We start from the raw sequence: 22273 nt of genomic DNA, 5'->3' as shown, positions 1-22273 counted from the left end.
GGCAAGGCGCTTGAGCGATTCCTGAAAGACTTCGTCCGCGCCTACAACGAGAACTGCGGTCCGTTCACCTGGACCAAAGGCCCGAAGAAGCTCAGCCGGATCATCCAACTAACCAAGCTCGCCCAAGACGCTGGCATCACCTGATATGCCTGCTACTTTTCGGACGATGCACTAGTGCCGCAGCAATCATGCCGAAACCAACCACGGCGGGATAGATGAATCGCGAGGGTAACTGGCGCGGTGCGGCTGCTGGCTGATATTCCTCTCCCTTAGCTTTCGCCTTCGCCGCATCGATAATCCGTGAGGCAAGATCGACCGCTACCTCCTCGACAGGCGGTTTCGGTGGATCGATTGCCTCAGCGATCTGGGGCGACAAGAATGCTGCAGCCAATGCAACAAGGCCGACGATCATGCCGATCCCGGCAATGAGACGATTCTTGGTTCGTTCCGGTTTAGATTCGCCGCTCATTTCTTTGGCACAACGATCAGAGATTTCACAAAGTGAGGCTTCGACGCCTGCTCGCCAGGAGAACCAAGCCCGTCATCGGAAGCAGGGAAATACTTGGCTCAGGAACGACCCTGGTGATGACAGATCCAAAAACGGGATCCGTTTCAACATAGCTTCCTGGTTGGAAGCTCTCGAATCCAAGAGTCTCCAACACACCCGAACCCTCAATAAGCTCGAATTGATAGGTCCCCCCTGGACTCAGCGAAAAAAAACGTCTCCAAGGTCAGTCGAGCAACGAATTGGTTCTCCAGGGGATCATGATCGACCACCAAGCCCGTGATGGGGATGATGGGTCCGCCGCCACTCTCGGAAACTGAGCCTGCAGACACAGCAAAGGTTCCGGCTAGATCCGCTGCGGCTGGTGTCTGGTAAAGAGCCAGTGGCGAGAGCCGAAGCCCGGTCACAAATCCTCCCGTGACTTGATCAAGAGAGATCGAGGGATTCTCCGAATCCTGCGTGACTGTGAATCGAGAACCAGCCCCATCCGGTTCCACCAGGATAGTGATGGCTGCATCCAGCGATCGACTCGTCAAAAGTAAAGCTGCCACGATTACCGAGAAATTCATATCGGATTTCAATCGTTTGAAGGGCACCGATTCAAGATGACAAATCGTCAACTCCCCTCCCGGATAATAACTCGCGGGATGGATCGATCTCGCCTTTCACGATGGTCGCTCGTTGGTCGCCTGATCCCCGTATCGACCTTTGGGGGAGACGCTCTCCATCGGCCCATCAGCCAGGTGTTCCAAATCGAAAACCAAAGGTCGACGATCCCAGGGCGAAGCCCCCCTCTCCCCTGCAGCTCGCTGTTCCCTTCTCAGACCGGGCATTACGCCATCGCGTAGGGTTCCCATCCACGAAAGCTGTTAGAGTGACGACTTCTCATCAGGCCGGCAACGGCATGAGAGGAGGCCGCCAGGGTCTCTGGGATCACCATGCACTTGGGGGAGTGCGGTCCCAGCAAGTCGACTGGTGTGTCGAGGGGCGCGGTGTGATCCAGGGGGAACCGCCGCGTCCCTCCACCCGCGAGGGGATCTTCCTAAGTTTCCTAGGGAGGTTACGAAGCTTGGCAAAGCCTCCTTGTCCGCAGGATCTAACAGGATAGGATTCTGCCGTCCTCCCCCGGTTCATTGAGTCATCCTCTCAATCATAACTCATTGATTCCCCCATATGTCCCGCTATTCGTTATTGGAAGGCCTCCTTCGTTCTTTCCGTTCCCTCTTCAAGCCGCGATGGCGGCGACAATATGAGCGCATGCAACGCCAAAAGCGTCGCTAGCATGCACTCTCCTCATCCCGTCTCCAATCGATCGATTCCCTCCCTCAAGGAAGCGCATGGGCGGCGATCACCGAGATCTCTTCTGCTCCATGCGAGCCGTCCGCCGATCGTGAGAGGGCCACAGAGCAAACACCCGTGGGTGGGTTCATGGCCGACGCCCTGCACCCTTCTCCTCTTCGTGTTATTTCGGTAGCTCCGAGTTTTCATCGAGCGGAACCGCAAATTCCGTTGCCGGGACGGAGTTCCTCGCATTTAACCCTCAGCGAGGACGATGAGACGTTCTCGTTTCCGCTGTGAAAAACTTTGAAGACGCTTTTTCGGATCAGCAGATGGCCCTCGACCGCACCGTCGAGGCCGGTCTTGCGCTTCAGCAATTCCGCTCGCGCCACGGCGACCAGCCATGGACTGCCGAGTTGGGGCAGGGTCTCCAAGTCCTTCTCGACGAGATGACCCAGGCCACCCGGGCTCTGGACGAGATCAATCAGGTGGTTTCGATGAGGCACCGAGAAAAGCTCGCCCTTGGCGGTTCTCCTCCCGGCATTTGAACTTTCAGATTCCCCGCCCCCGGTCATCGACACACACGGCGAATGACCGGGGACCGGGTCCCGATCCGACGCACGGGGGGTCAACGCGAATCGAGTCGATCCGAAACGGGGGAATTTCTGGATCTTCGGCTCAAGGCCGACAGCCCCAGCATCCTCACAGGAATTCTGCCTCCGACCACTACGCCTTCAGGGATCCCGTCATGACGGAAGCTCAGAGAGTTTCATCGCCCAAATCCGGTCAACTCCGCGGCCACATAAGGAGCAGGTAGGCCGCGTAAATGACCAGACATCCTGCGCCTTCCCCGCGACCTACCGTTCGCCCAGTCCAGGCAGCCCACCACAACCAAGCCGCCGTGAGCACAAAGAAAACGCTGTCCACTCCCCTTACGGCAACCCCTGTGATGGGGTGAATGCAGGCAGCAAGGCCCATCACGAAAAGGAGGTTGAAGATGTTGGAACCGATCACATTTCCCATCGCGATGTCCGATTGCCCCCGCCAGGCCCCCACCGCCGAAGTGGCCAACTCCGGCATCGAAGTCCCGGCGGCAATGATCGTAAGACCGATGATCGCCTCTGAAACCCCAAGTCCCCGGGCCACCACGACCGCATTCTCGACCAGCACCCGGGAACCCAGCGCCAACACGATCAGCCCCAAAACGATCCATCCCAAAGCCTTGGGCACGGGAAGGGATTGCAGCGCCTCACCGCCTGAGTCCCCGGCACGCCGTGCGGCCCGGACGATCCACACGGTGTAGAGCAAGCTGGCCGTCACCAACATTCCCCCCCTCCATCCGAGTCACCGCGCCGTCCCATAGCACGGCCACGGCGGCCAAGGTCACCCCCATCATCACCGGGGCATCCCGCCGCAGGATATTCGATTCCACCCCCACGGGCCGAATCATCGCCGCGACTCCGAGAATCACCGCGATGTTGAAAATATTGGAGCCCACGACATTTCCCACCGCGATCCCCGACTGCCCTTGCAACGCCGCTTTGAGCGAAACCCATAGCTCCGGAGAGGACGTGCCGTAGGCAACCACGGTGAGGCCCACCACCAGTGCCGTCACTCCCCATCGCGTCGCCAATCCGACTCCTCCTTTGACCAACCAATCCGCCCCTAAAAAGAGCAGCCCGAAGCTCACCAAGGTCCACAACAACGGAAGAATCATCGCCACAGCATAGGGCCTCGGCGGTCGCCGACGATTGGGAACTCTCCTGGCGTTTCCACGCTCATCGGAAGGAAACTCAAACTGACCGACTTCTTCTGTGACGCCTCCCCTTCCCCATGCTATCGAATCCTCGCCCATGACTCCTCCCGATTGCCCTGATTGCCCCCAGCCTCAAGCCGAACACTCGATCGCTCCTGACGACATCAAAAAGGAGCAGCGTTTCCAGCTGGAACATCCCGACCGCACCTTGCTCGGAGGACCTCAGTCTCGGTGGCGTGAGCTCAGAACTCTCGCCCGCGTTTCCTGGGACTTCATCAAGGCTTTCCGCACGCTCCACTTCGCTGGCCCCTGTGTGACGATCTTTGGATCTGCCCGGACGCGTCCCGGCACCGCCTATTACGAAATGGCCCGTACCATGGGCGCCAAGTGCGCCGAACTTGGATTTACAGTGCTGACAGGAGGCGGTCCAGGCATCATGGAAGCGGGCAACCGAGGGGCATTTGAAGCCGGAGGCCGCTCCATCGGCGTCAATATCGAACTCCCCTTCGAACAAGCGGGGAACCCCTACGTCACGCGCTCGGTGGACATGCACTATTTCTTCACCCGGAAGACCATCTTGGTGAAATACTCCTATGCCTTCATCGTCCTTCCGGGTGGTGCTGGAACCATGGACGAGATGTTCGAAACCATGACTCTCATCCAAACCAAGAAGATCCGGAATTTTCCGATTGTTCTCATGGGAAAAGATTACTGGCAGCCGCTCATGGATTTCGTCTACCGCATGGCCGAAGCGGGCACGATCAGCCCGGACGACCCGGAGTTGATCTTCTTCACCGACGACCCCGAAGAGGCCATCGCCCACATTCATCGCCATGCCGTTCGTCAGTTTGGCTTGCGCCAGGACAAACTGCCGAAACCCAAGCCCATTCTCGGCGAAAAAGGGGTACCCAAAAGCGCGGCCTCCTGAAGCTTGCTTCCTCGGCTTCCGATGGGGGAGTGCATCCCCTTTTCGCCAATTCGAATTGACGGACGACTCCCCCTGGCCGACCACAGGCGCGACGTGAAGCGCCTCGGCCAGCTCCTCATTGCCCTCCTCGGCTGCCTGCACCTGTGTGGCGGCCACTGGGGAGTGCTGCAATGCGTGGCGTGGTCGAAGATGCTCGTCGACTACTCTGCCCAGGATGGCTTCTTTGAAGGTGCTCGGAAAACTTTCGACGGAGCCCACCCCTGCGCCATGTGCCAATCCATCGCCAAGGGCCGCCAATCGGAGCAAGGAACCGAGCTCCCCTCCAGTGCCAAGCGCGATCTCGCCCTGAAGGAGGTAACACTCCCCCAGCGCATCCTTCTCCACCGCCCGATGGTAAGAACTCCTGAAACACGAGAGTTCACCGTCCCTTCGCTCGCAGGCGACCTTTGGTCAGCCTCGCCCCCCTCGCCTCCTCCACGGCTTCTCGGCTGGTCTTGATTTCCTGACCGCCCACCACCGGTGCACTGATGTGCCCGGATCCAACCCTGGCACTCTCATCCTCGGCTTCTACAGCCGAAGGTTTCGGGAAATCAAAGACGCCACGCCGATGCCTCCTTTGAGAGCCCGGCACCGGGTGAATCCCCATGCACGTCCGCGCTTCGCGGGTGCGCCGCCATGAGGACACCTACCACCCTGCATGGCTGCGGCGGACCGCCGCGCCACCCTAACCTGTACTTTGATCAAAATTGGATGAAAACTTTCTTTCCCATACTTCTCTCGACCCTGTCCCTGAGCTCCGCAGCCACCATCGACACCAGTTACGTCAATCCTGGTACCGATGGCACCGCCTTTCCCTACGAACTTCTCGTCACTCTCGACGTCAATGACTCCTGGTCCAGCGTGACCAGCGTGGGAGGATGGAGCTATGTCAATCTCGACCCCTCCAAGGATCCCAGCCGGGGCTGGGGCCACGCTTCGACCTGGTATCTCATCGAAATCACCGAGGCCACACGACTGGAGGTCACCATCTCCCTGGACGTGGTACAAACCATGACCAGCACTGGATTTGACGAGACCACGGCCCTGTCTTCTGCCCATCCCGGATTCGTCATTTATGCAGGAGAGTCGGTCGAGGACGCCCCGAGTTCCCTCCACTCCTATTCGAATGACGGGGGCAACTTGATCGCCCTCAATGACGCCTGGGACAACAATGGCACGGATGGTAGCCCCGGCTTGATCTATGTATTCCACGCCTTCTCGGCAGAAGACAACACCGTCACGGGCTGGGTCGATCTCGAACCCGGTCGTTACACCATCGCCGTCGGCAACGGTGCTGATGCCAACTTGGCACCCTCCGACAAGGTGTACCAGATCGCATTCGCCACCGTTCCCGAGCCATCGGCCTTGCTCCTAGGCGCATTGACCGGCTTGGCGCTGCTGCGTCGCCAACGCTGAATCCCCAACACCCCTGGTTCAGCGCCCCATGGAAGCAATCCGCTTCCGTGGGGCCTCGCCCTCCAAGGCCATGCTCCTCCGTCAGATTCTCTTTTGCCTCGTCCTCTCCCTTGCCGCACGGGGGTTCACCCAGTTTGAAGCCCGGCAACAGCACCCCGTCGAACTCACTCCTAATGGTCGGCGACTGCTCGCCTTGAACTCCACCACTCACACTCTCTCCGTCTTCGACGTCGGGTCTCCTCCTCGCGCGACCCCCCTTTTGATCGCGGAAATTCCGGTCTCGACCGCGCCAGTCACCGTCCGCGCCCGCACCGATGATGAAGCATGGGTGATCCATGAACTCTCCGACTCGATTTCCGTCATCTCTCTAAGCCAAGGCATCATCATCGACACCTTGCGCGTGCCGGACGAACCCGCAGACCTCGTCTTCGCCGGGGGGAAAGCTTTCGTCTCCTGCTCTCGCAACGCCCGTGTGGTGGCTTTCGACGCCACCACACGGGTCCCCATCGGTGAGTTGCCCGTGGATGGATTGCTTCCCCGAGCCCTCGCCGTGAGCGCTGATGGCAGCCAGCTCTACGTCGCGTCTCTGCTTTCAGGAAACCGCACCACCATCCTTGCCCCATCGCTTGCGCCTGCGCCACCCGCGCCGACCGATCCCGAACTTCCAGCCGCACCTCAGACCGGCTTGATTGTTTCCGCTGACGACTCGCGCGTCTCGTGGACCGTGCTCGATCACGACATCGCCGTCGTCGACACCAGCACTCTGACTCTCCAACGCTGGATCTCTGGAGTGGGCACCCACCTGTTCAGTCTTGCAGTTCATCCCGATGGATCCCTGTGGTGCGCCAACACCGAAGCCCTCAACCTGACCCGCTTTGAACCCGAGCTGAATGGAGAGTTTGCCCGACACCGGCTCAGTCGAATCGACCTCACGAACGACATCGTCACTTCCTACGATCTCAACCCCGGTCTCGTCCGGCGCACCTCCCCGGATCCCACCAGCATTGCCCTAGCCCTCGCCCAACCGACCGATCTCGTCTTCAATTCCGATGGGTCTCGTTGTTGGCTCGCCGCCTTCAACTCTGACCGGGTTGCGGAGTTCGAAACCGCAACCGGCAGCATCCTTCGACGCATCGATGTGCGCCCAGCCGGCCTCGGCGCGGAAGGGATGCGAGGGCCGCGAGGCCTCGCCCTCGGAGAAGGACGCCTGTACGTGCTGAACAAAATCTCCGACACTCTCGTCACCGTCGATACCCTCAGCGGGGATCTCCTATCGGAAACCGGGATCGGCACCTACGACCCGATGCCCCCAGACCTGCGGAGAGGCCGAGGAGTTCTCTACGATGCCCGCCTTTCCGGCAATGGCACCATTTCCTGCGCCACCTGCCATCTCGATGCGGACCGCGATGGCCTCGCTTGGGACCTTGGAGACCCCGGAGGCAGCATGGTTGAAGTGATCGGAGGCGACCTCTCTGCCCACGATTTCACCCTCGTGAATCGTCAACTCCATCCCATGAAAGGCCCCCTCCTCACTCAAACCCTTCGCGGCCTTTCCCTCAATGACGCCAAATCTACGGATCCTACCGATGGCTCCACCCGGCCTGCAGCAGCGATCACCACCAAATTCCATTGGCGTGGAGACAAGCCCTCCATCCAATCCTTCAATCCCACGTTTCCTCATCTCATGGGAGGAGTGCTCCAGTCGGACGAAACGATGGACGATCTGGCCTCCTACCTGATGTCAATTCTCCTCCATCCTAATCCTCATCGCAATCTGGATAGGAGCCTGCGCAGCGATCTCCCCGCAGGGGACGCCACCAAAGGCCTCACGGTCTTCAATGACCATCTGCTCAGCCACTGCATTGTCTGCCACGACTACAACGCTGGCACCGATCAGAATCTCGATTTTGCACCCAGCGTCGGGCGCCTGCAGCCGATCAAGAATCCTCCTCTGCGCTTGGTTCACCAGCGAGCGGGCCAATTCGATCCCACAGCGGGAGCCCAATCCCTTGCCGGATTTGGCCTAGGTCCCGACGGCTCGGGATCGGTCCTCCCTATTGTGCACCCCTACTCACTTGATCAACTCGACAAGCCCCCGATGACGGCTGCCAAGCGCGCCAACCTTGCCAACCTCAAGGCTTTTATTTTGTCCTACGATACAGGTACGGCTCCCGTCGTTGGATACGACCTTACCCTTAACTCCCAGCGAAGAAGCAGTGCGGATCTTTTGACCCAGCTCGCCCTTCTTGAAACGCAAGCAGGCTACGAATGGAATGGACTCGTCGCCTGGGGCCGCGTCGGCGGAATCAAACAGAGCTTCCGCTGGGATCCAGACAGCTCCACTTACGTCAGTCCGGGCCATCCCCTCGACCGCGCGGCTCTCCTTGATCTTCTTCAACCTGGAGATGCCCTCACATTTTCAGGGATTCCCCTCGAAGAACTCCATCGCCGCAGCGACGACCGCAACGGAAATGGCGTGGTCGATTCCGACGAAAAAGCACCCGTACCCTTCCTCCTCCGCGATGCGGGAAATCTGTCTCTGAAATGGACCGGAATCGATTGGTTTCCGGAGAGTTCGGGATCCCTCGACGGGCCGTGGTTGCCGGCTCCCGGAGAAGCCACTCAGCAAAACTTAGAGTCCATCCTTCCCATTGATCGAACCGGAAGCCGACGGCATTTCTACCGCCTCCGTCGTACTTGGTAAGACGCCATGAAATTCATTCCTCTATTTCTATCCCTCCCTGCCGTCGCGCTTGCCCACCACGGGCAGGATTTCTTTCTGAATCTGGATGCCCGCGTCCCCAGCTCTGGAGGAGCTACCGTCTACGCGACCAGTTCGATCGCCGAGCAGGACTTCTCCCTCGAATCAGGATTCCTTGCAGGATTAGGAAGTGGCTTCGCCGCTGGATGCGGCATCGATTGGACGGATCAGGGTTCTTTTCACACCCAGGGACTCACCCCAATGCTTCAATGGTCGGCTCCGTTGGCTCACCGCTCCTGGCGGCTGGGAGCATCGGTCTCCTACCACTTCGATGATGGCTCGCGCCAACCTTCATCGTCTTTCACGAGCAACTCTCAGCATGGGGGCCACCACCACTCCCACCGCTCAATGAAAACTTTCAATCCTGACGCCCCACCCGATCCCGTCGTCACCCCCACGCAAATCTCGTGGCCCTCCGCCTCCTCATCGACCATCCACCTTCATGACGAGGACTATTTCCAATCGCGCATCATCTTGGAATGGTCCGTCTCGGAATCCACCCGAGCGGTCGCCAACTTTGTGGTAGCCGGCACTTCATCGAGTGAAATGGGCTTGGGATATGCCGTGGGACTTCGCCACGAATTTCATCATCATTGGGGCGTCGGCCTCGAATGCATGGGCGACTTCAATGTTCATGGAGATCACCAGGTCGTTGCCAGTTGGATCTATATGCCCCGCCACGATCTTGGCTTGCGCCTTGGATATGGCCATGGCCTAGGATCGGCCGGCGAGGGCGGCAGCCTCCATGCCGGCATCACCTGGCGATTCGAATAATGCTGAAAGCCATCCGGATCACGCCAACTCCTCCACCACAGCTTCCACGGGCTTTCCATCGATGACCATCCGCATGGCTTTTCTCGATCCGGAGGCCGCCACCGGAATCGTCGCCACTGGGGACGGGACGGGACGCGGTGCGCGCACCGGTGCGGACGCCGCCGGCGCATTCTTGCGTTGGTAGTACTTTTTCAACTCCTGCGGAAACATGGCGTGAATCACGCAATGCTCATCGTCATCAGGAAGACCGGCTGCCTTGAGTTCTTCCCGGAGACGTTCCATGCGCGGTTCCTGAAGGTCTGCAGGGCGCACATCGATCGGGTCTTTTCCTGATTTTTCCGCAGCCAGCTTTTGAACCTCTGGATCCACTTCTGCGGGAGGGGTTCCATAATAGCCCAGGGCAATATCCATGGCCTGTGGTGTGAAGTTTTTCCAACGCCCAAACTTCACATTAAGCATCGCCTGCACACCGACGATCTGAGACGTTGGCGTGACCAAAGGAATCCATCCAAGGGCTTCCCTCACCACGGGAATCTCTGCGAAAACCTCCTCGAATCGATCCTCCATTTTTTGCTCCCGAAGCTGATTCCGGAAGTTTGAAAGCATCCCACCTGGCACCTGGAAGGTCAATGCATCGCTATCCACCACCTCGTTGCGGTGTTGCGTGTACTCGCCCAGTTCCGCGTAAATCTTTTCGAAGTGGCCGCGCAATCGAACGAGGCGCTCGAGATCGTAATCCGGCTTCCTCGGATGACTGTCCAGAACACTGAGCATTCGCACGGTGTCCGGCTGGGAGGTTCCATTGGCAAAAGGAACAATCGAGCAGTCCACGGCATCCGCCCCAGCTTCGATCCCTGCGAAGTAGGCTGCCGCACCAAGTCCCGCCGTCTCGTGGGTATGCAGCCAGATCGGAAGCTTCACCTTCTGTTTGAGACCCTCCACGATCTGCCGCACCCGATGAGGCGGAATCAATCCTGCCATATCCTTCACACAAATTGAGTCGCATCCTATGCGCTCCAATTCTTCGCCCAACTTCACAAAGTTCTCAACCGTGTGAACCGGGCTGGTCGTGTAACAAATGGTCCCCTGGGCGTGCTTCCCGACCTTTTTGACGGCCCTGACCGCTGCTCGCAGATTTCGGACATCGTTCAAAGCATCGAAGATTCGAAACACATCCATGCCATGGGCTGCGGAACGCGCCACAAAGGCTTCGACCACATCATCCGGAAAATGGGCATACTGAACGATGTTCTGCCCCCGCAGCAACATCATGTGGGGCGTCTTGGGCGTTCCCTCCTTGAGCCGGTCCAGACGGTCAAAGGGGAACTCGTCGAGAAAACGCAATCCGGCATCAATCGTAGCACCTCCCCACGTTTCGAGGGCCCCGAATCCGACCGCATCGAGGTCGTCCAGGGCAGGCAGCATTTGCTCCGTCCGCATCCGCGTAGCCGCGAGACTTTGGTGACCGTCACGCAGGACGGTATTGTTGAAAACGACGCTCCCTTGCATGGCGTTCCCACACTAAAACCTTCGGAGTCCTCCTCAATCCGATTTGCTTCACCGGACTTGCCCGATGCTGCGCATTTCCCATCACCGGTCTCGATCCTGAGTCACGCCCCCTGCCACAAGGCTTCGCTAAACTCCGCAAGGCGTTCGGCAAGAGCAATTCCCGCATCCGTCGGCGGAATCGCATCCAGCGACTCCAGATACCACCGGAAGATCACCTTGTAGCCATCCCACTCAGCTTCAGCCCCCGTATCCCTCATCCAACGGATGGCCGACACATTCTCAGGCATCGTATAGCCAATGAACCGGCGAATGCCTACCTTTCTCGCCTCCAGCCAAAGGACCGCCAGAAGCAAGGTGCCGACACCCCGCCGCTGATCAGCATCGAGCACCGTACAGGAAAACTCGGCCTCTTCGGGATCTTCGGACGATCTCCAAAAGCTCGCAGCGCCGACCCCCGGATATTCCCTCGCCCCATCCATCACCGCCCACAACGCATGATTTCCAGGATCTTGCATCAATAGGCGATTCAACATTCGATCGCCAATGATTTCCCCGGTCCGCACCCAAAACCGCTGATATCGAGACTCGGGCGAAAGCCTTCGATATCCCTCTGCCAAGGCGCCACGGTCCGCCAAACCCAGCGGGCGGACCACTACCGCTTCTCCGTCAGCCAGCACCGTCTCAATCATGCCCAACCCTACGCGAGACCTCCACCCTCGCGCAACGGCGGCTTGGCGGGTCGAATCCCACCCGTCATGCTCTCGCCGAATTCCCGGGGCGTTCATCATTCCTTCACCCACCTCCGGCCTGCTTTTGTCGATTCACTCCCTGCCGCCATGCCCCGAATCCTCCTTGTTGAAGACGAACCCTCCATCGCCGACACCCTTGTCTATGCCTTGCGAACCGAATGTCTCGAAGTTGCCCATTCCCTCACGGGGAAAGGAGCTCTCGACCTTCACGCGGAAAAGCCATTCGACTTCATCATCCTCGATATTGGCCTCCCCGACATGACCGGCCTCGAAGTGTGCAAGAAGCTCCGCGAGGACTCCTCAGTGCCGATCCTCTTCCTTACTGCCCGCGATGGCGAAATTGACCGCATCCTCGGCCTTGAACTCGGTGGCGATGACTACGTCACCAAACCCTTTTCGCCGCGGGAAGTCGTCGCAAGGGTCCGCGCCATCCTCCGCCGTACTGAAAGCCATGGCCGCGAGGAGCGACCCACTGCGCTCAAACTTGAGCCACTCCATTCTCCGACCACACCACTGGCTCACGATGAAGCGACCATGCGAGTCCTCCTTCATGGTGATGCCCTCGACCTCACGGCCCACGAATACAAGTTACTGCTCGTGTTTCTGAAACGCCCTCATCGCGTCTTTACCCGCGATCAGCTTCTTGATCTGGCCTGGGATGATCCGGGAGCCGTCACCGATCGGACCATCGATGCCCATATCAAAACCATCCGGGCGAAGCTCCGCGATGCGTCCCCCGGAGCCGAATCTCTCATCGAGACCCGCCGCGGTCTCGGCTATGCCTACCAGCCCTGACTCGGGTGCCTTGAATTCCTCTCCCAACCTCCGATGCGCCTGACCCGCCTCATTCTTGTCGCCATCATTCTGGTCATCATTTCCGGGTTCCATTTTCTCCTGCGAACTCAACTCGACGAAGTCGCACCCCGCACCTTTCAGGCCACGGAGGAGAGCATGATCGACACCGCTCAGATCCTTGCCGCGATGATTGGCCAGGATCTCGACCCCGGCCCGCTCCCTGACGCCTTCGACGCCGCCCACCAACGGCAATTCCGGGCTAAGATCTACGAACATCTCAAGACCGAAGTCGGCCTTGGATGCCTCATCACCGATGCCGAAGGCATCGTCGTCTTCGACTCCCACGACGGCCGTGATGTTGGCAAAGATTACTCCACCTTCAACGATGTCGCTCGCACCCTCAAAGGCGAATACGGGGCACGCAGTAGCCGCATCGACGAAGAAGATTCCAGTTCCTCCGTGCTCTTTGTCGCAGCCCCCATTGGAGATCCTCTCCATCCCAGTGGCGTTCTCAGCCTCAGCAAACCTCAGGCCGACGTTCTTCCTATCGTCAACCGTCGCCGCATCGAGATTTTCTGGGGGACGGGACTCATTGGCATTGGCATTCTCTGCTTCGTCACCGCCGTCTTTGTTTGGCAGTACCGGCCGGTCGGGCTGCTCACCGACTACGCTCGGGCCATCGAAGAAGGGAAGCGTCCTGCCCTTCCTCAACTCGGCGCGGGCCGAGAAGTGAACACCCTCGCCCGCGCACTCGAATCGATGCGCGAAGCCCTTGAAGGTCGCCAATATGCCGAACGATACGTCCAGACCCTCACCCACGAGATGAAGAGCCCGCTGGCGGCGATCCGTGGTGCCGCCGAGCTCCTCGACGAAGACATGCCCGCCGTCGATCGGGAACGCTTTCTGGGGAACATCCGCGCTGAAGCTCTGCGCGCCGACCGACTCCTGAACCGCCTCCTTGAACTCTCCGCTTTGGAGGGGAGAAGCGGACTCGACGCCAGCACCGAAGTGGATCTTCGAGAAATCACCCTCCGGGCCATCGATCATGCTCGCCCTATCGCCGAGCTGGCAGGAGTGGAACTCGACCTCCAACTGCCCAAAATCCCCGTCCCCCTGCGAGGAGATGCCTTCATCCTGCGCTCTGCGATTACCAATCTCCTGGAAAACGCGATCGACTTCTCTCCTGAGGGCGAAACCGTTCGCGTTCGTCTTGAGCGAGCCGAGGCCCTAACCCTCATCATTGAAGACCGCGGCCCAGGTATCCCTGATTATGCCCGCGAGCGTATCTTCGAACGTTTCTTTTCGCTTCGACAGCTCAATCACGCGCGCAAGGGCACCGGCCTCGGTCTCACTCTGGTCAAAGAAGCCGCCGAACTTCACGGTGGCAGCATCACCCTCTCTCCTGCTACTCCTCACGGCACCCGTGCTGTGTTGATGCTCCCTGCCTGACGCCCCGAAAACGCTCGCCGAGGCTTTCGACTCCCATCTTCATCAGACTTTCTAACGGAGTTCCTCCCCGCTTCATCTGACTCTCACCGTCCTTCCCTTTCCTGCACGCATCCGATGCGTGCGCTGCTGAATCCTCCCACCACCACCCTGACCCGGGCGTCGACGAGCGACCTCGCCCGCAGCATTCAGGTCACGGTCGGAGGATTTGCCCTCTATGGATATTCCGTCGGCTTCTGGCGATCTCCGATGATGGGCGCCTATGTGGCGATCAAAATGCCCCTGCTCATCGCCTGCACCCTCGGCTGCAACGGCCTGCTCAATGGACTCCTTGGCAGCTTGCTTGGCAGCCAACTGAACTTTCGCCAGTCCCTCCACGCCTTGCTCAGTGCCTTCGCCATCTCTGCCCTCATTCTCGGGTCGATCGCTCCCATCACCTTCTTCCTGGCGCTCAATGCTCCCCCGCCTGACTCCGCCGTGGCCCTTTCCGCCCATGCGGGATACCTGCTTTTTCACACCATCATGATCGCCTTGGCTGGCCTCATTGGAGTGACCCGTCTCGGCAAACTCCTGGAAACATTCAGCCCCTCCCGAGCTGCTGCCCGTGCCACCCTCGGAGCATGGATCGCCGGCAATGCATTTCTCGGAGCGCAATTCTCATGGATCTTTCGTCCGTTCTTCGGCTCCCCCGACCTTAAGGTCGCCTTCCTTCGACCCGACCCGATGCACGGTAGCTTCTACGAATCGGTGTGGCGCTCGAGCGGCCGCATTCTTGCGACTTTCGATGCCTACGCGGTGCTTCCTTCGGCCCTGTTTCTCCTCCTCTTGGCTGGCCTCTTCGTCGGCATCCGAAAGCTCTTCCGAACTCCAAATCTGCAACCACCATGACACCCACCCCACCTCCACCCACTGAACCGGAATCACCGCCCATCGGAAACTCCTTCCGCGACCTCTTTGAAGCCCTGCTACGGCGTCCACGCGAATTGGCTCAAGACCCGATGATCGATCGACCCGCCACACTTCTGCGTCTCTTCCTGCTCGCCCTCGTGGCACTCCTCATCTTCGGTTTCGTGCTCGGCACATTTGCCTGGCACCAGCAAATCTGGGCCGCGCCCCTCAAACTCGGAGGAGGCATGCTTTTTGCCGCCATCATCTGCTATCCAAGCCTCTATATCTTCTCCTGCCTCGCGGGGTCCTCAGCCTCGGCAGGGCGGCTCGCTGGCATCCTCGGTGGAGTGCTTGGACTTTCGGGCCTGCTTCTTCTCGGATTTGCACCCGCCGTTTGGATCTTCACTCAGGGCACACGTTCTTTCGGCTTCATGGGCTGTTTGGCCGTGGGCTCGTGGCTGATCGGCTTCATTTTCGCCGGCCGCTTTCTTGACCAGGCATTGCATGCCCACGGTGCCAGCCAGAAAGGCCCCATGGCCATCTGGTCGATCATCTTCCTTCTCGTCACCCTGCAATTGACCACCTCACTGCGGCCCATTCTCGGCACCTCGGACCGCTTCATCACCCCGGAAAAGAAATTCTTCCTTCAGCATTGGTCCGAGACCTTCGATCTCAAGCTCCCGCCGGAAACCCCTTCAGAAGAGCGTTCATGAAAACTCAACTCGACCTTCCCCGGCCTTTGCTCCTCCAAGCCGCCTCTCTGGCGGCTCGCAGGAAGATCTCACTCTCCCGGTTCGTTGCGGAAACTCTGGCCCAACTCATCCGGGCCGATCCCCCTATCGAAATCGAGCCACCCCCGGATCTCCTTTTCGATGAGTTCCGCGACGAACTCGGGCTCTAAGATCAGGCGGGCCTCCATTGGGGCCCGCTTCCCTTATTTCCAGTCATTCAGCATTCCGCTTCGTCGACTTTCCATCGCACTTCGAAGCGGGTGCCCGATCCCGGTTTGCTCGATACCATGATCGAGCCCCCGTCAGCCTCCATGGCGGCTTTGCAGATCGCCAGGCCAAGCCCGAAGCGGCCTTCACTTCGCGAGCGAACCTTATCGGCTCGGTAGAAGCGTTCAAAAATATGTGGGAGATCCTCGGCGGCAATCCCTGATCCAGTATCTTCCACCACCAACACCACAAAGACATCGTCGCGCTCCATCGAGAGCACAACACGCCCACCGGGAGGGGTGTGATGCACGGCATTGCCTAGCAAGTTCGCCACCACTCGACCGGCACGGATCGCGTCTCCAAGGCACACGACCTCGAGCAAATCAGTGTCCACACGCACCCCTGAACTCTCAATGCGTGGCCCGAGAGCTTCGATTTCTGTGCGCACACAGGCCCTCAACTCAAAGGTCGATGCCTCTCCTAATTCTCCTTCAATCCGTGCGAGCTGGAGTAAGGACGCCGTGAGGTCACGCATCCGCACTGCCGCCTCCAGACATTGCTCCACCGCTTCTCGGTAGTCCGCTGCAGCGCGGTCTCGGGAAAGCACCGTTTGCGCCTCGGAGATCATCAAGGTCAATGGCGTGCGCAACTCATGGGAAGCATCTGCCGTGAATTGGCGTTGCCGGTCAAACGCCGACTCCAAACGGTCAAACGTCGTGTTCATGACCGTGGCGAGACGCCCCAACTCGCTGTCCGGGGATCCCACAGGCACCCGCTCCGAGAGCCGCCCCTCGGAAATCCTGCGTGCTGTCCTGCTCATTTCATCGATCGGCTGCAGCGATCGCGTCGCCAACCACCATCCTCCTCCGAGACCGATCGCCAAGACACCCACCCCGGCAAGACCCAGTCGAATCCCAGCTCGATGAAGCTCTGCAATCTCCTCAGATCCATCCCGCCCCACCAGCACGCACTCGCCAATCTCGGTAAAATGATAGGCCTCACGCCAATGTCCGCGGTGACGAAACCGCACCAAGGTATCGTGGCCAGCGCGGGATGGGTAGTTCGGCACCGGAATCAAATTGCTTCCCCTCAATGTTCCCCCTCGGCGCCACACGGCGAACCCCGCTTCCTGGCCATCGCCGAGTCGTTTCATCAACTCGCTCGAAATCTTCAATTCTCGATCATCCGGTGACCGATCCTCAAAATCCGGTGGCGGACCCGGCGGTCCGAATGGCTCGTCAAAACCTCCAAATCCATCCCGATCCGGCCCCTCTCGATCCCGAGGCATTCGCTCCCCGGGCCCCCCACCCCCAAATCCAGGCTCGCGACCTTCCCGCCCGCCACTCGGAGGGGTTCCACGTGCTTCCTGGCTCAATTGGGAAACCAATTCCGCCAATTCCTCATCCATCCCCGCAAAAAGCTGGGTCCGCTGCAACTGATAGGCCGCCATGCCGAACCCACTCAGCACCGCTGCCAACAACAGTCCCAGCCACAACAACAGGCGGCCGCGTATGGAATCCGTCCACTTCATTCGATGCAGTAACCTTGGCCTCGCCGCGTCACGATCAAATCAGGGCGCAGCTTCTTCCGAATCGCAAACACATGCACATCGATCACATTGGAAAGCGTGTCGGCATTTTCATCAAACACCCGCTCATACAACTCCGTCCGGGTCACCAATCGACCGCGATGCATCGCGAGAAACTCGACAATCGCATACTCCCGTGCCGTCAACGAAACGCCTTCCCCATCACGCAGGACCTGCCGACGCTTCAAATCAACCACCGTATCCCCCAGCTCGATCACCGACGATCCCTTCCCCGCATGACGCCGAATGACGGCCCGTAACCGAGCCAAGAGCTCCGGCAAATCAAACGGCTTCACCAAATAATCATCGGCTCCGGCATCCAATCCACGCACCCGATCCGGAAGCGCATCCCGCGCTGTCAGCATCAGCACCGGAGTTTCCTTCTTCCGGCGCAACCTTTCCAACACCTCCCAGCCATCCAAGCCCGGGAGCATCACGTCGAGAACGATGGCATCAAAATCCTGCTCCATGGCCTGGTGCAGACCTTCGTCCCCTCTCGGAACACCCTCCACAACATACCCCTCCTCCCTCAGAGCCCGCGAAAGGTTGTAAAGCAGGCGCGGTTCATCCTCGACGACCAATATCTTCATCTTGCTAGGGCGGATTCGCCCGCCCCAGCCATTAAGCCAAGCTCACGCCTAGGGAAATCCGCGATTTGCCAAATCGAGAGTCGATTAACCGAATCTTCATCATCGGTCCGCTAGCTTTGCGGGGACCTTGGGATGCCCTTTTCCCTTAAGCTCCCTCCCCGCCTTCCCATGAAAACCCCGCTGCCGCCCCTTCTCTGCTTGCTCACGACGACCGTGATTCAAGCTGCCGACCGCGACTTTCCGGAAATCTCCGATTTTCCTCGCACGGTTACCATCACTCTCGATGGCACCTCTGCCACCATCGAAGATCCGGTCGGAATTACCATCGATGAAGGGGCCACTGCCAGCGAACTCTCCATCACTTCCGAGGTCGAGGGAGTCCGCTTCATTCTCAGAGGAAACTCGGAAAACGGCTTTGTCGAAATCACCAGCCCCTATCGGGTGATGGTGACTCTCGACGGTCTTGATCTTACCAGCAGCGACGGGCCTGCGCTCTCGGTTTTCACCGAAAAACGAACCTTCATCGACGCCGTCACCGGCACCACCAACCACCTCTCCGATACCGCCGAGTACACCCGATCCGGCTCTGGAACGCTCTTTTCCGGCGGTAGCATGATTTTCTCCGGCGAGGGCCAACTTGAGGTGGAGAGCCAAGTCGCTCACGCGATCTACGCCACCAAGTCGGTTCGTGTCCTTCGTGGAGATCTTCTCGTCCCCAGCGCCGCCAAAGATGCCATTCATCCCAAGTCGAGATTCGATATGGATGGTGGCCATGTTTCCCTCGCTGCCACTGGTGACGGCATCGATGCCGACAAGGGCATCACGATCGCTGGCGGACGCCTGGATGTGAGCGGCACCTCTGATGACACCAAGGGACTTGCCAGCGGCGACACGCTGGAAATCACCGGCGGACTCGTCAGCATCGATTTCTCGGGCGACCAGTCCAAGGCCATCGCCGCCGACGCCGATATCACTTTTCTGGGTGGCACCATCCTCCTCGACCTTTCAGGCGATGTCGTTCTGGAAACGGTCGAGGAGGAGACCCTCTCCTATGTCGACCCCGCCTATTGCACCGGAATCAAATCCGATTCGAACTTTGTGATGCAGGGAGGCAACCTCTCCATCACCCACCGTGGTCTGGCCGGTAAGGCGATATCGGTCGATGGTGATGTCTCCATTTCGGCAGGCACCCTCGATCTCGCTACCTTGTCAGGAAGTTCCAGTCGCTACACCAATAGCGAAGGCGAAACGGACACCGCTTCACCGGATGGCATCAAGGCCGATGGCGCCATCACCATCACTGGAGGCATCTTTGCCCTCCGTGCAGATGGTTCAGGAGCCGACGCCATTTCGGCCGATCTCGCACTCACCATTGAGGGAGGGACCTTTGACATCCGATCGCGAGGTGATCAGTCCAAAGGCCTCAAATCCAAGACCGCCATCGACCTCGCGGGAGGAGTGTTCGACTTCAACCTCTCCGGAGATGTCGCGCTCGAATCGGTGGCCACCGGCCGCTACGATCCTTCCTATTGCACCGCGATCAAAAGCAGCGGTGATCTCACTGTGGAAGGGGGCACGGTCAGCATCCTCCATCAAGGTGTCGCCGGCAAGGGGGTCTCCATTGATGGCAACATCGTCATGAGCGGCGGCACTTTCGACATCACCACCACGGGCGACGCCTCCGCCACCTTCACCAATGCCTCCGGGGTCACTGACTGGGCAGGCGCAGATGCCTTCAAAGCGGACGGCACCCTTACTGTCACCGGAGGCACACTCAACACCCTCGCCAGTGGCTCCGGTGGCGACGCCATCTCCTGCGATGGTGATGCCCTGATTGGGATTCTCGGTATCGACGACACCCCGGTCATCACCGCCTCCACCACTGGCTCACGAGTGACCGTCTCGGGATCCGACTACATGAACACCAAGGCCTTCAAAGCCGCAGGGAACTTCACCATGAATGGGGGAACTTACACCGGATCCACCACCTCCAATGGTGCCGAGGGACTCGAAAGCAAGGCCACGCTCACCATCAACGGAGGAACGATCGCCATCCAAGCCTACGATGATGGCATCAACGCCACCACCAACATCACCATCAATGGGGGAGCCATCTACAGCTACGCATCCAACAACGATGGCATCGATTCCAACGGCACCCTGCGCATCACCGGAGGATTGATCGTCTCCTCAGGCGCCAACTCCCCAGAAGAAGGCTTCGACTGCGACCAGAATAACTTCACCATCACCGGGGGCATCCTCGTGGGATCAGGAGGAGCCACCAGCACGCCCACCAGCTCGACCAGCACCCAGCGATCTGTCATCTACAAAGGATCGGGAACCGCCGACGTGATCCTTCGAGTCACTTCATCGAGCGGCGACCATCTGGTCTACAAGATTCCCCGTACTTACTCCGGAGGAGGCGGCGGCGGAGGTGGCTTCCCTGGAGGGGGCGGTAGCTCCAGCACGGCCATGACTCTACTTTTCAGCAATCCCGATTTGGCGTCAGGCACCACCTACTCAATCATCTCCGGAGCCACCGTTTCCGGCGGCACCGAGTTTCATGGACTTTACACCGACGCCACGGTCAGCGGTGGCACGACACTCAAAACCTTCAATCCGACCAGCATGGTCACCACGGTCCAATGAACCCCGCGAAATCGATCCTCGCCCTCTCCCTCGGACTTATTTTGCCCTCGGCAGCGGATACCACCTACACCTACCTCCTTGATGACAGCGAAGCCACACTGACAGGCTTCACGGAATCGGCCGAGCCTTCTGGAGCCCTCACCATTCCTGCCACCGTTGACGGCTACACCGTCGTCGCCGTGGACCGCGGTGCCTTTCGCGACCGCGATGAGATCACGAGCATCACCTTCGCCAGCGGCAGCAGTGTGACCTCCCTTGGGCCCTCTGCGTTCGCCGGTTGCACTGGACTCACCGCGCTCACTCTTCCTGCGGGGGTCACTGATCTTCCCATGGGCGTCTGCGAAGGCTGCACCGCCCTCGCAAGCGTCAGCTTGCCCAGCACGACCGTCACGATCGGAGCGGCGGCCTTTGCCCATTGCAGCAGCTTGGCAACCCTCGAACTTCCTTCATCGCTTGCCTCTCTCGGGGAATCAGCATTTCTCGACTGTTCCGCTCTCACCTCTCTCACGGTTCCCTCCGGTGTCACTTCATTGCCGGACCAGGTATTCGATGGCTGTCGATCGTTGGCATCCCTCTCCCTTCCCGCCCAGCTCGAGACCATCGGCGAACGCGCTTTTCATGACAACGACTCTCTCATCACCTTCATCGTTCCAGAAAACGTCACCAGCATCTCAAACGGGGCGTTGGGTGACTGTTCGGCCCTTGAGTCCGTCCAGCTCAATGCCTCTCTGAACCACCTCGGTGATCAGGTTTTTCTTGGCTGCCATGCTCTGACGGCGTTGGAGGTGGATGCCTCCAATACGGAGTTTTCCAGCCAAGGCGGGGTGCTCTTCAATGCATCGGGGTCCCTCCTCCGGCTTGCCCCTCCAGGCATCTCCGGTCGCTTTTCCATCCCCTCGACCGTCGCTCAATTGTCTCCAGGCGCCTTTGCTCACTGCTCGCAGCTTGAAGAAATCGAACTTCCGGAGTCGCTCGTCGAACTCCCCGAAGACGCCTTCTACTATGCGTCGGCTCTATCCCAGCTGGAAATCCCGTCCACAGTGAGCATCTTGGGCTCCTGGTGCCTTGCCGGCACTGGCCTCACTGGCATCACCTTGCCAAGCGCGGTGAACACCATAGGCGATGATGCCTTCCACTTTGCCCGCTCGCTCGCATGGGCATTCTTTGAGGGCGACGCTCCTGAGGAAATGGGCGAGACGGTCTTCGACGATACCGCCAGTGGGTTCACCGTCTTCTTCCCGGCAAACGCAACGGGCTTCACCACTCCCACTTGGCTCGGCTATCCTGCGCAGTCCCTGGAGATTGCCACTGCACTCGCTCACTGGCTCGTCGAGCAAGGGTATTCTCCCGGGGCCGATCCAGAAGGAGACGAAAATGGCGATGGCATCTCGTTGCTGACTGCCTATGCCCTTGGTCTGGACCCATCGCTCGATCTTGCTGCCAGCATGCCACAGCCTGTTTGGACGGAAAATGGGCTCAGTTTGACCTTCACTGGCAACCGGGAGGGCGTGACTTACTCGGCTCAATCGAGTGCCGACCTCCAAAGCTGGACCGCAGATGACGTCACTCTTTCCGACCCGGACGAGAGCGGCCAGAGAACCGCGACTCTCACGAGCGGAGAGACCTCCCGCTTCTTGCGCCTCGTCTTCTCTCCCTGATTTCCC

The 22273-nt window shown here is 59.4% G+C and carries 21 protein-coding genes; 13 read left to right on the top strand and 8 right to left on the bottom strand.

Annotation, left to right across the window (positions count from 1 at the left end; translation table 11 throughout):
- Positions 1 to 136: 136 nt before the first annotated feature.
- Positions 137 to 469, bottom strand: coding sequence for a hypothetical protein (locus tag HNR46_RS09960; protein WP_184018328.1), 333 nt, complete (start codon positions 467 to 469; stop codon positions 137 to 139).
- A gap of 203 nt (positions 470 to 672) precedes the next feature.
- Positions 673 to 1074 carry a hypothetical protein gene (locus tag HNR46_RS09955; protein ID WP_221285109.1) on the bottom strand — a complete coding sequence of 134 codons (402 nt, stop codon included), beginning with the start codon at positions 1072 to 1074 and terminating at the stop codon, positions 673 to 675.
- 1005 nt (positions 1075 to 2079) lie between these two features.
- On the opposite strand from HNR46_RS09955, the gene HNR46_RS09950 reads away from it, so the two are divergent.
- Positions 2080 to 2331: a hypothetical protein gene (locus tag HNR46_RS09950; RefSeq protein WP_184018325.1), complete on the top strand. Its 252-nt coding sequence runs from the start codon at positions 2080 to 2082 to the stop codon at positions 2329 to 2331.
- A 238-nt stretch (positions 2332 to 2569) separates the two neighbouring features.
- Here HNR46_RS09950 and HNR46_RS09945 read toward each other — a convergent pair whose 3' ends face one another.
- Both HNR46_RS09945 and HNR46_RS09940 read right to left on the bottom strand, forming a co-directional pair.
- Positions 2570 to 3079 (bottom strand): hypothetical protein, encoded by a 510-nt coding sequence (locus HNR46_RS09945; protein ID WP_221285108.1) that lies wholly within the window; start codon positions 3077 to 3079, stop codon positions 2570 to 2572.
- Positions 3033 to 3500, bottom strand: coding sequence for a sodium:calcium antiporter (locus HNR46_RS09940; protein WP_184018320.1), 468 nt, complete (start codon positions 3498 to 3500; stop codon positions 3033 to 3035). The genes HNR46_RS09945 and HNR46_RS09940 overlap by 47 nt, the downstream gene beginning before the upstream one ends.
- A gap of 136 nt (positions 3501 to 3636) precedes the next feature.
- On the opposite strand from HNR46_RS09940, the gene HNR46_RS09935 reads away from it, so the two are divergent.
- The 5 genes from HNR46_RS09935 to HNR46_RS09915 all read left to right on the top strand — a co-directional run bounded on the left by HNR46_RS09935 (position 3637) and on the right by HNR46_RS09915 (position 9457).
- On the top strand, positions 3637 to 4467 hold the full coding sequence (locus tag HNR46_RS09935) for an LOG family protein (RefSeq protein WP_184018318.1): 831 nt from the start codon (positions 3637 to 3639) through the stop codon (positions 4465 to 4467).
- A 93-nt stretch (positions 4468 to 4560) separates the two neighbouring features.
- Positions 4561 to 4965, top strand: coding sequence for a hypothetical protein (locus HNR46_RS09930; RefSeq protein ID WP_184018316.1), 405 nt, complete (start codon positions 4561 to 4563; stop codon positions 4963 to 4965).
- 252 nt (positions 4966 to 5217) lie between these two features.
- Complete coding sequence (locus tag HNR46_RS09925; protein ID WP_184018314.1) at positions 5218 to 5922, top strand: hypothetical protein; 705 nt, start codon at positions 5218 to 5220, stop codon at positions 5920 to 5922.
- A 28-nt stretch (positions 5923 to 5950) separates the two neighbouring features.
- The gene (locus HNR46_RS09920) at positions 5951 to 8626 is read left to right on the top strand and encodes a YncE family protein (RefSeq protein ID WP_184018312.1); all 2676 of its coding nucleotides are present in this window, start codon (positions 5951 to 5953) and stop codon (positions 8624 to 8626) included.
- Between the two features lie 6 nt (positions 8627 to 8632).
- Complete coding sequence (locus HNR46_RS09915) at positions 8633 to 9457, top strand: hypothetical protein (RefSeq protein ID WP_184018310.1); 825 nt, start codon at positions 8633 to 8635, stop codon at positions 9455 to 9457.
- Positions 9458 to 9475: 18 nt separating this feature from the next.
- On the opposite strand, the gene HNR46_RS09910 is transcribed toward HNR46_RS09915, so the two are convergent.
- Together HNR46_RS09910 and HNR46_RS09905 are read right to left on the bottom strand one after the other, a co-directional pair.
- Complete coding sequence (locus tag HNR46_RS09910; RefSeq protein WP_184018295.1) at positions 9476 to 10966, bottom strand: pyruvate carboxylase subunit B; 1491 nt, start codon at positions 10964 to 10966, stop codon at positions 9476 to 9478.
- Positions 10967 to 11067: 101 nt separating this feature from the next.
- A complete protein-coding gene (locus HNR46_RS09905) occupies positions 11068 to 11655 on the bottom strand; it encodes a GNAT family N-acetyltransferase (protein WP_184018293.1) in 588 nt (195 codons plus the stop codon).
- Positions 11656 to 11802: 147 nt separating this feature from the next.
- Here HNR46_RS09905 and creB point away from each other — a divergent pair, with 147 nt between their 5' ends.
- The 5 genes from creB to HNR46_RS09880 all read left to right on the top strand — a co-directional run bounded on the left by creB (position 11803) and on the right by HNR46_RS09880 (position 15745).
- On the top strand, positions 11803 to 12510 hold the full coding sequence (gene creB, locus HNR46_RS09900) for a two-component system response regulator CreB (protein WP_184018291.1): 708 nt from the start codon (positions 11803 to 11805) through the stop codon (positions 12508 to 12510).
- A gap of 33 nt (positions 12511 to 12543) precedes the next feature.
- The gene (gene creC / locus HNR46_RS09895) at positions 12544 to 13959 is read left to right on the top strand and encodes a two-component system sensor histidine kinase CreC (protein ID WP_184018289.1); all 1416 of its coding nucleotides are present in this window, start codon (positions 12544 to 12546) and stop codon (positions 13957 to 13959) included.
- A 114-nt stretch (positions 13960 to 14073) separates the two neighbouring features.
- Positions 14074 to 14844 (top strand): hypothetical protein, encoded by a 771-nt coding sequence (locus tag HNR46_RS09890; protein WP_184018288.1) that lies wholly within the window; start codon positions 14074 to 14076, stop codon positions 14842 to 14844.
- Positions 14841 to 15557: a hypothetical protein gene (locus tag HNR46_RS09885; protein WP_184018286.1), complete on the top strand. Its 717-nt coding sequence runs from the start codon at positions 14841 to 14843 to the stop codon at positions 15555 to 15557. Before HNR46_RS09890 ends, HNR46_RS09885 begins: the two co-directional genes overlap by 4 nt.
- A complete protein-coding gene (locus tag HNR46_RS09880) occupies positions 15554 to 15745 on the top strand; it encodes a hypothetical protein (protein ID WP_184018284.1) in 192 nt (63 codons plus the stop codon). The genes HNR46_RS09885 and HNR46_RS09880 overlap by 4 nt, the downstream gene beginning before the upstream one ends.
- Positions 15746 to 15792: 47 nt before the next feature.
- Here the strand turns inward: HNR46_RS09880 and HNR46_RS09875 are convergent, their stop codons facing one another.
- Together HNR46_RS09875 and HNR46_RS09870 are read right to left on the bottom strand one after the other, a co-directional pair.
- Positions 15793 to 17313 (bottom strand): sensor histidine kinase, encoded by a 1521-nt coding sequence (locus tag HNR46_RS09875; RefSeq protein WP_184018282.1) that lies wholly within the window; start codon positions 17311 to 17313, stop codon positions 15793 to 15795.
- Positions 17310 to 17960, bottom strand: a complete 651-nt coding sequence (locus HNR46_RS09870; protein ID WP_184018280.1) for a response regulator transcription factor — start codon at positions 17958 to 17960, stop codon at positions 17310 to 17312. The genes HNR46_RS09875 and HNR46_RS09870 overlap by 4 nt, the downstream gene beginning before the upstream one ends.
- Positions 17961 to 18128: 168 nt before the next feature.
- Between HNR46_RS09870 and HNR46_RS09865 the strand changes: the two genes are divergently transcribed.
- On the top strand, positions 18129 to 20609 hold the full coding sequence (locus HNR46_RS09865; protein WP_184018278.1) for a carbohydrate-binding domain-containing protein: 2481 nt from the start codon (positions 18129 to 18131) through the stop codon (positions 20607 to 20609).
- A complete protein-coding gene (locus HNR46_RS09860) occupies positions 20606 to 22267 on the top strand; it encodes a leucine-rich repeat domain-containing protein (RefSeq protein WP_184018277.1) in 1662 nt (553 codons plus the stop codon). The genes HNR46_RS09865 and HNR46_RS09860 overlap by 4 nt, the downstream gene beginning before the upstream one ends.
- The last annotated feature ends 6 nt before the right edge of the window (positions 22268 to 22273 follow it).

The sequence above is a fragment of the Haloferula luteola genome (genome assembly GCF_014201715.1).
Lineage (GTDB): Bacteria > Verrucomicrobiota > Verrucomicrobiia > Verrucomicrobiales > Akkermansiaceae > Haloferula > Haloferula luteola.
The sequence above is the reverse complement of the archived record's forward strand: the minus strand, read 5'-3'. Positions and strand labels throughout refer to the sequence as shown.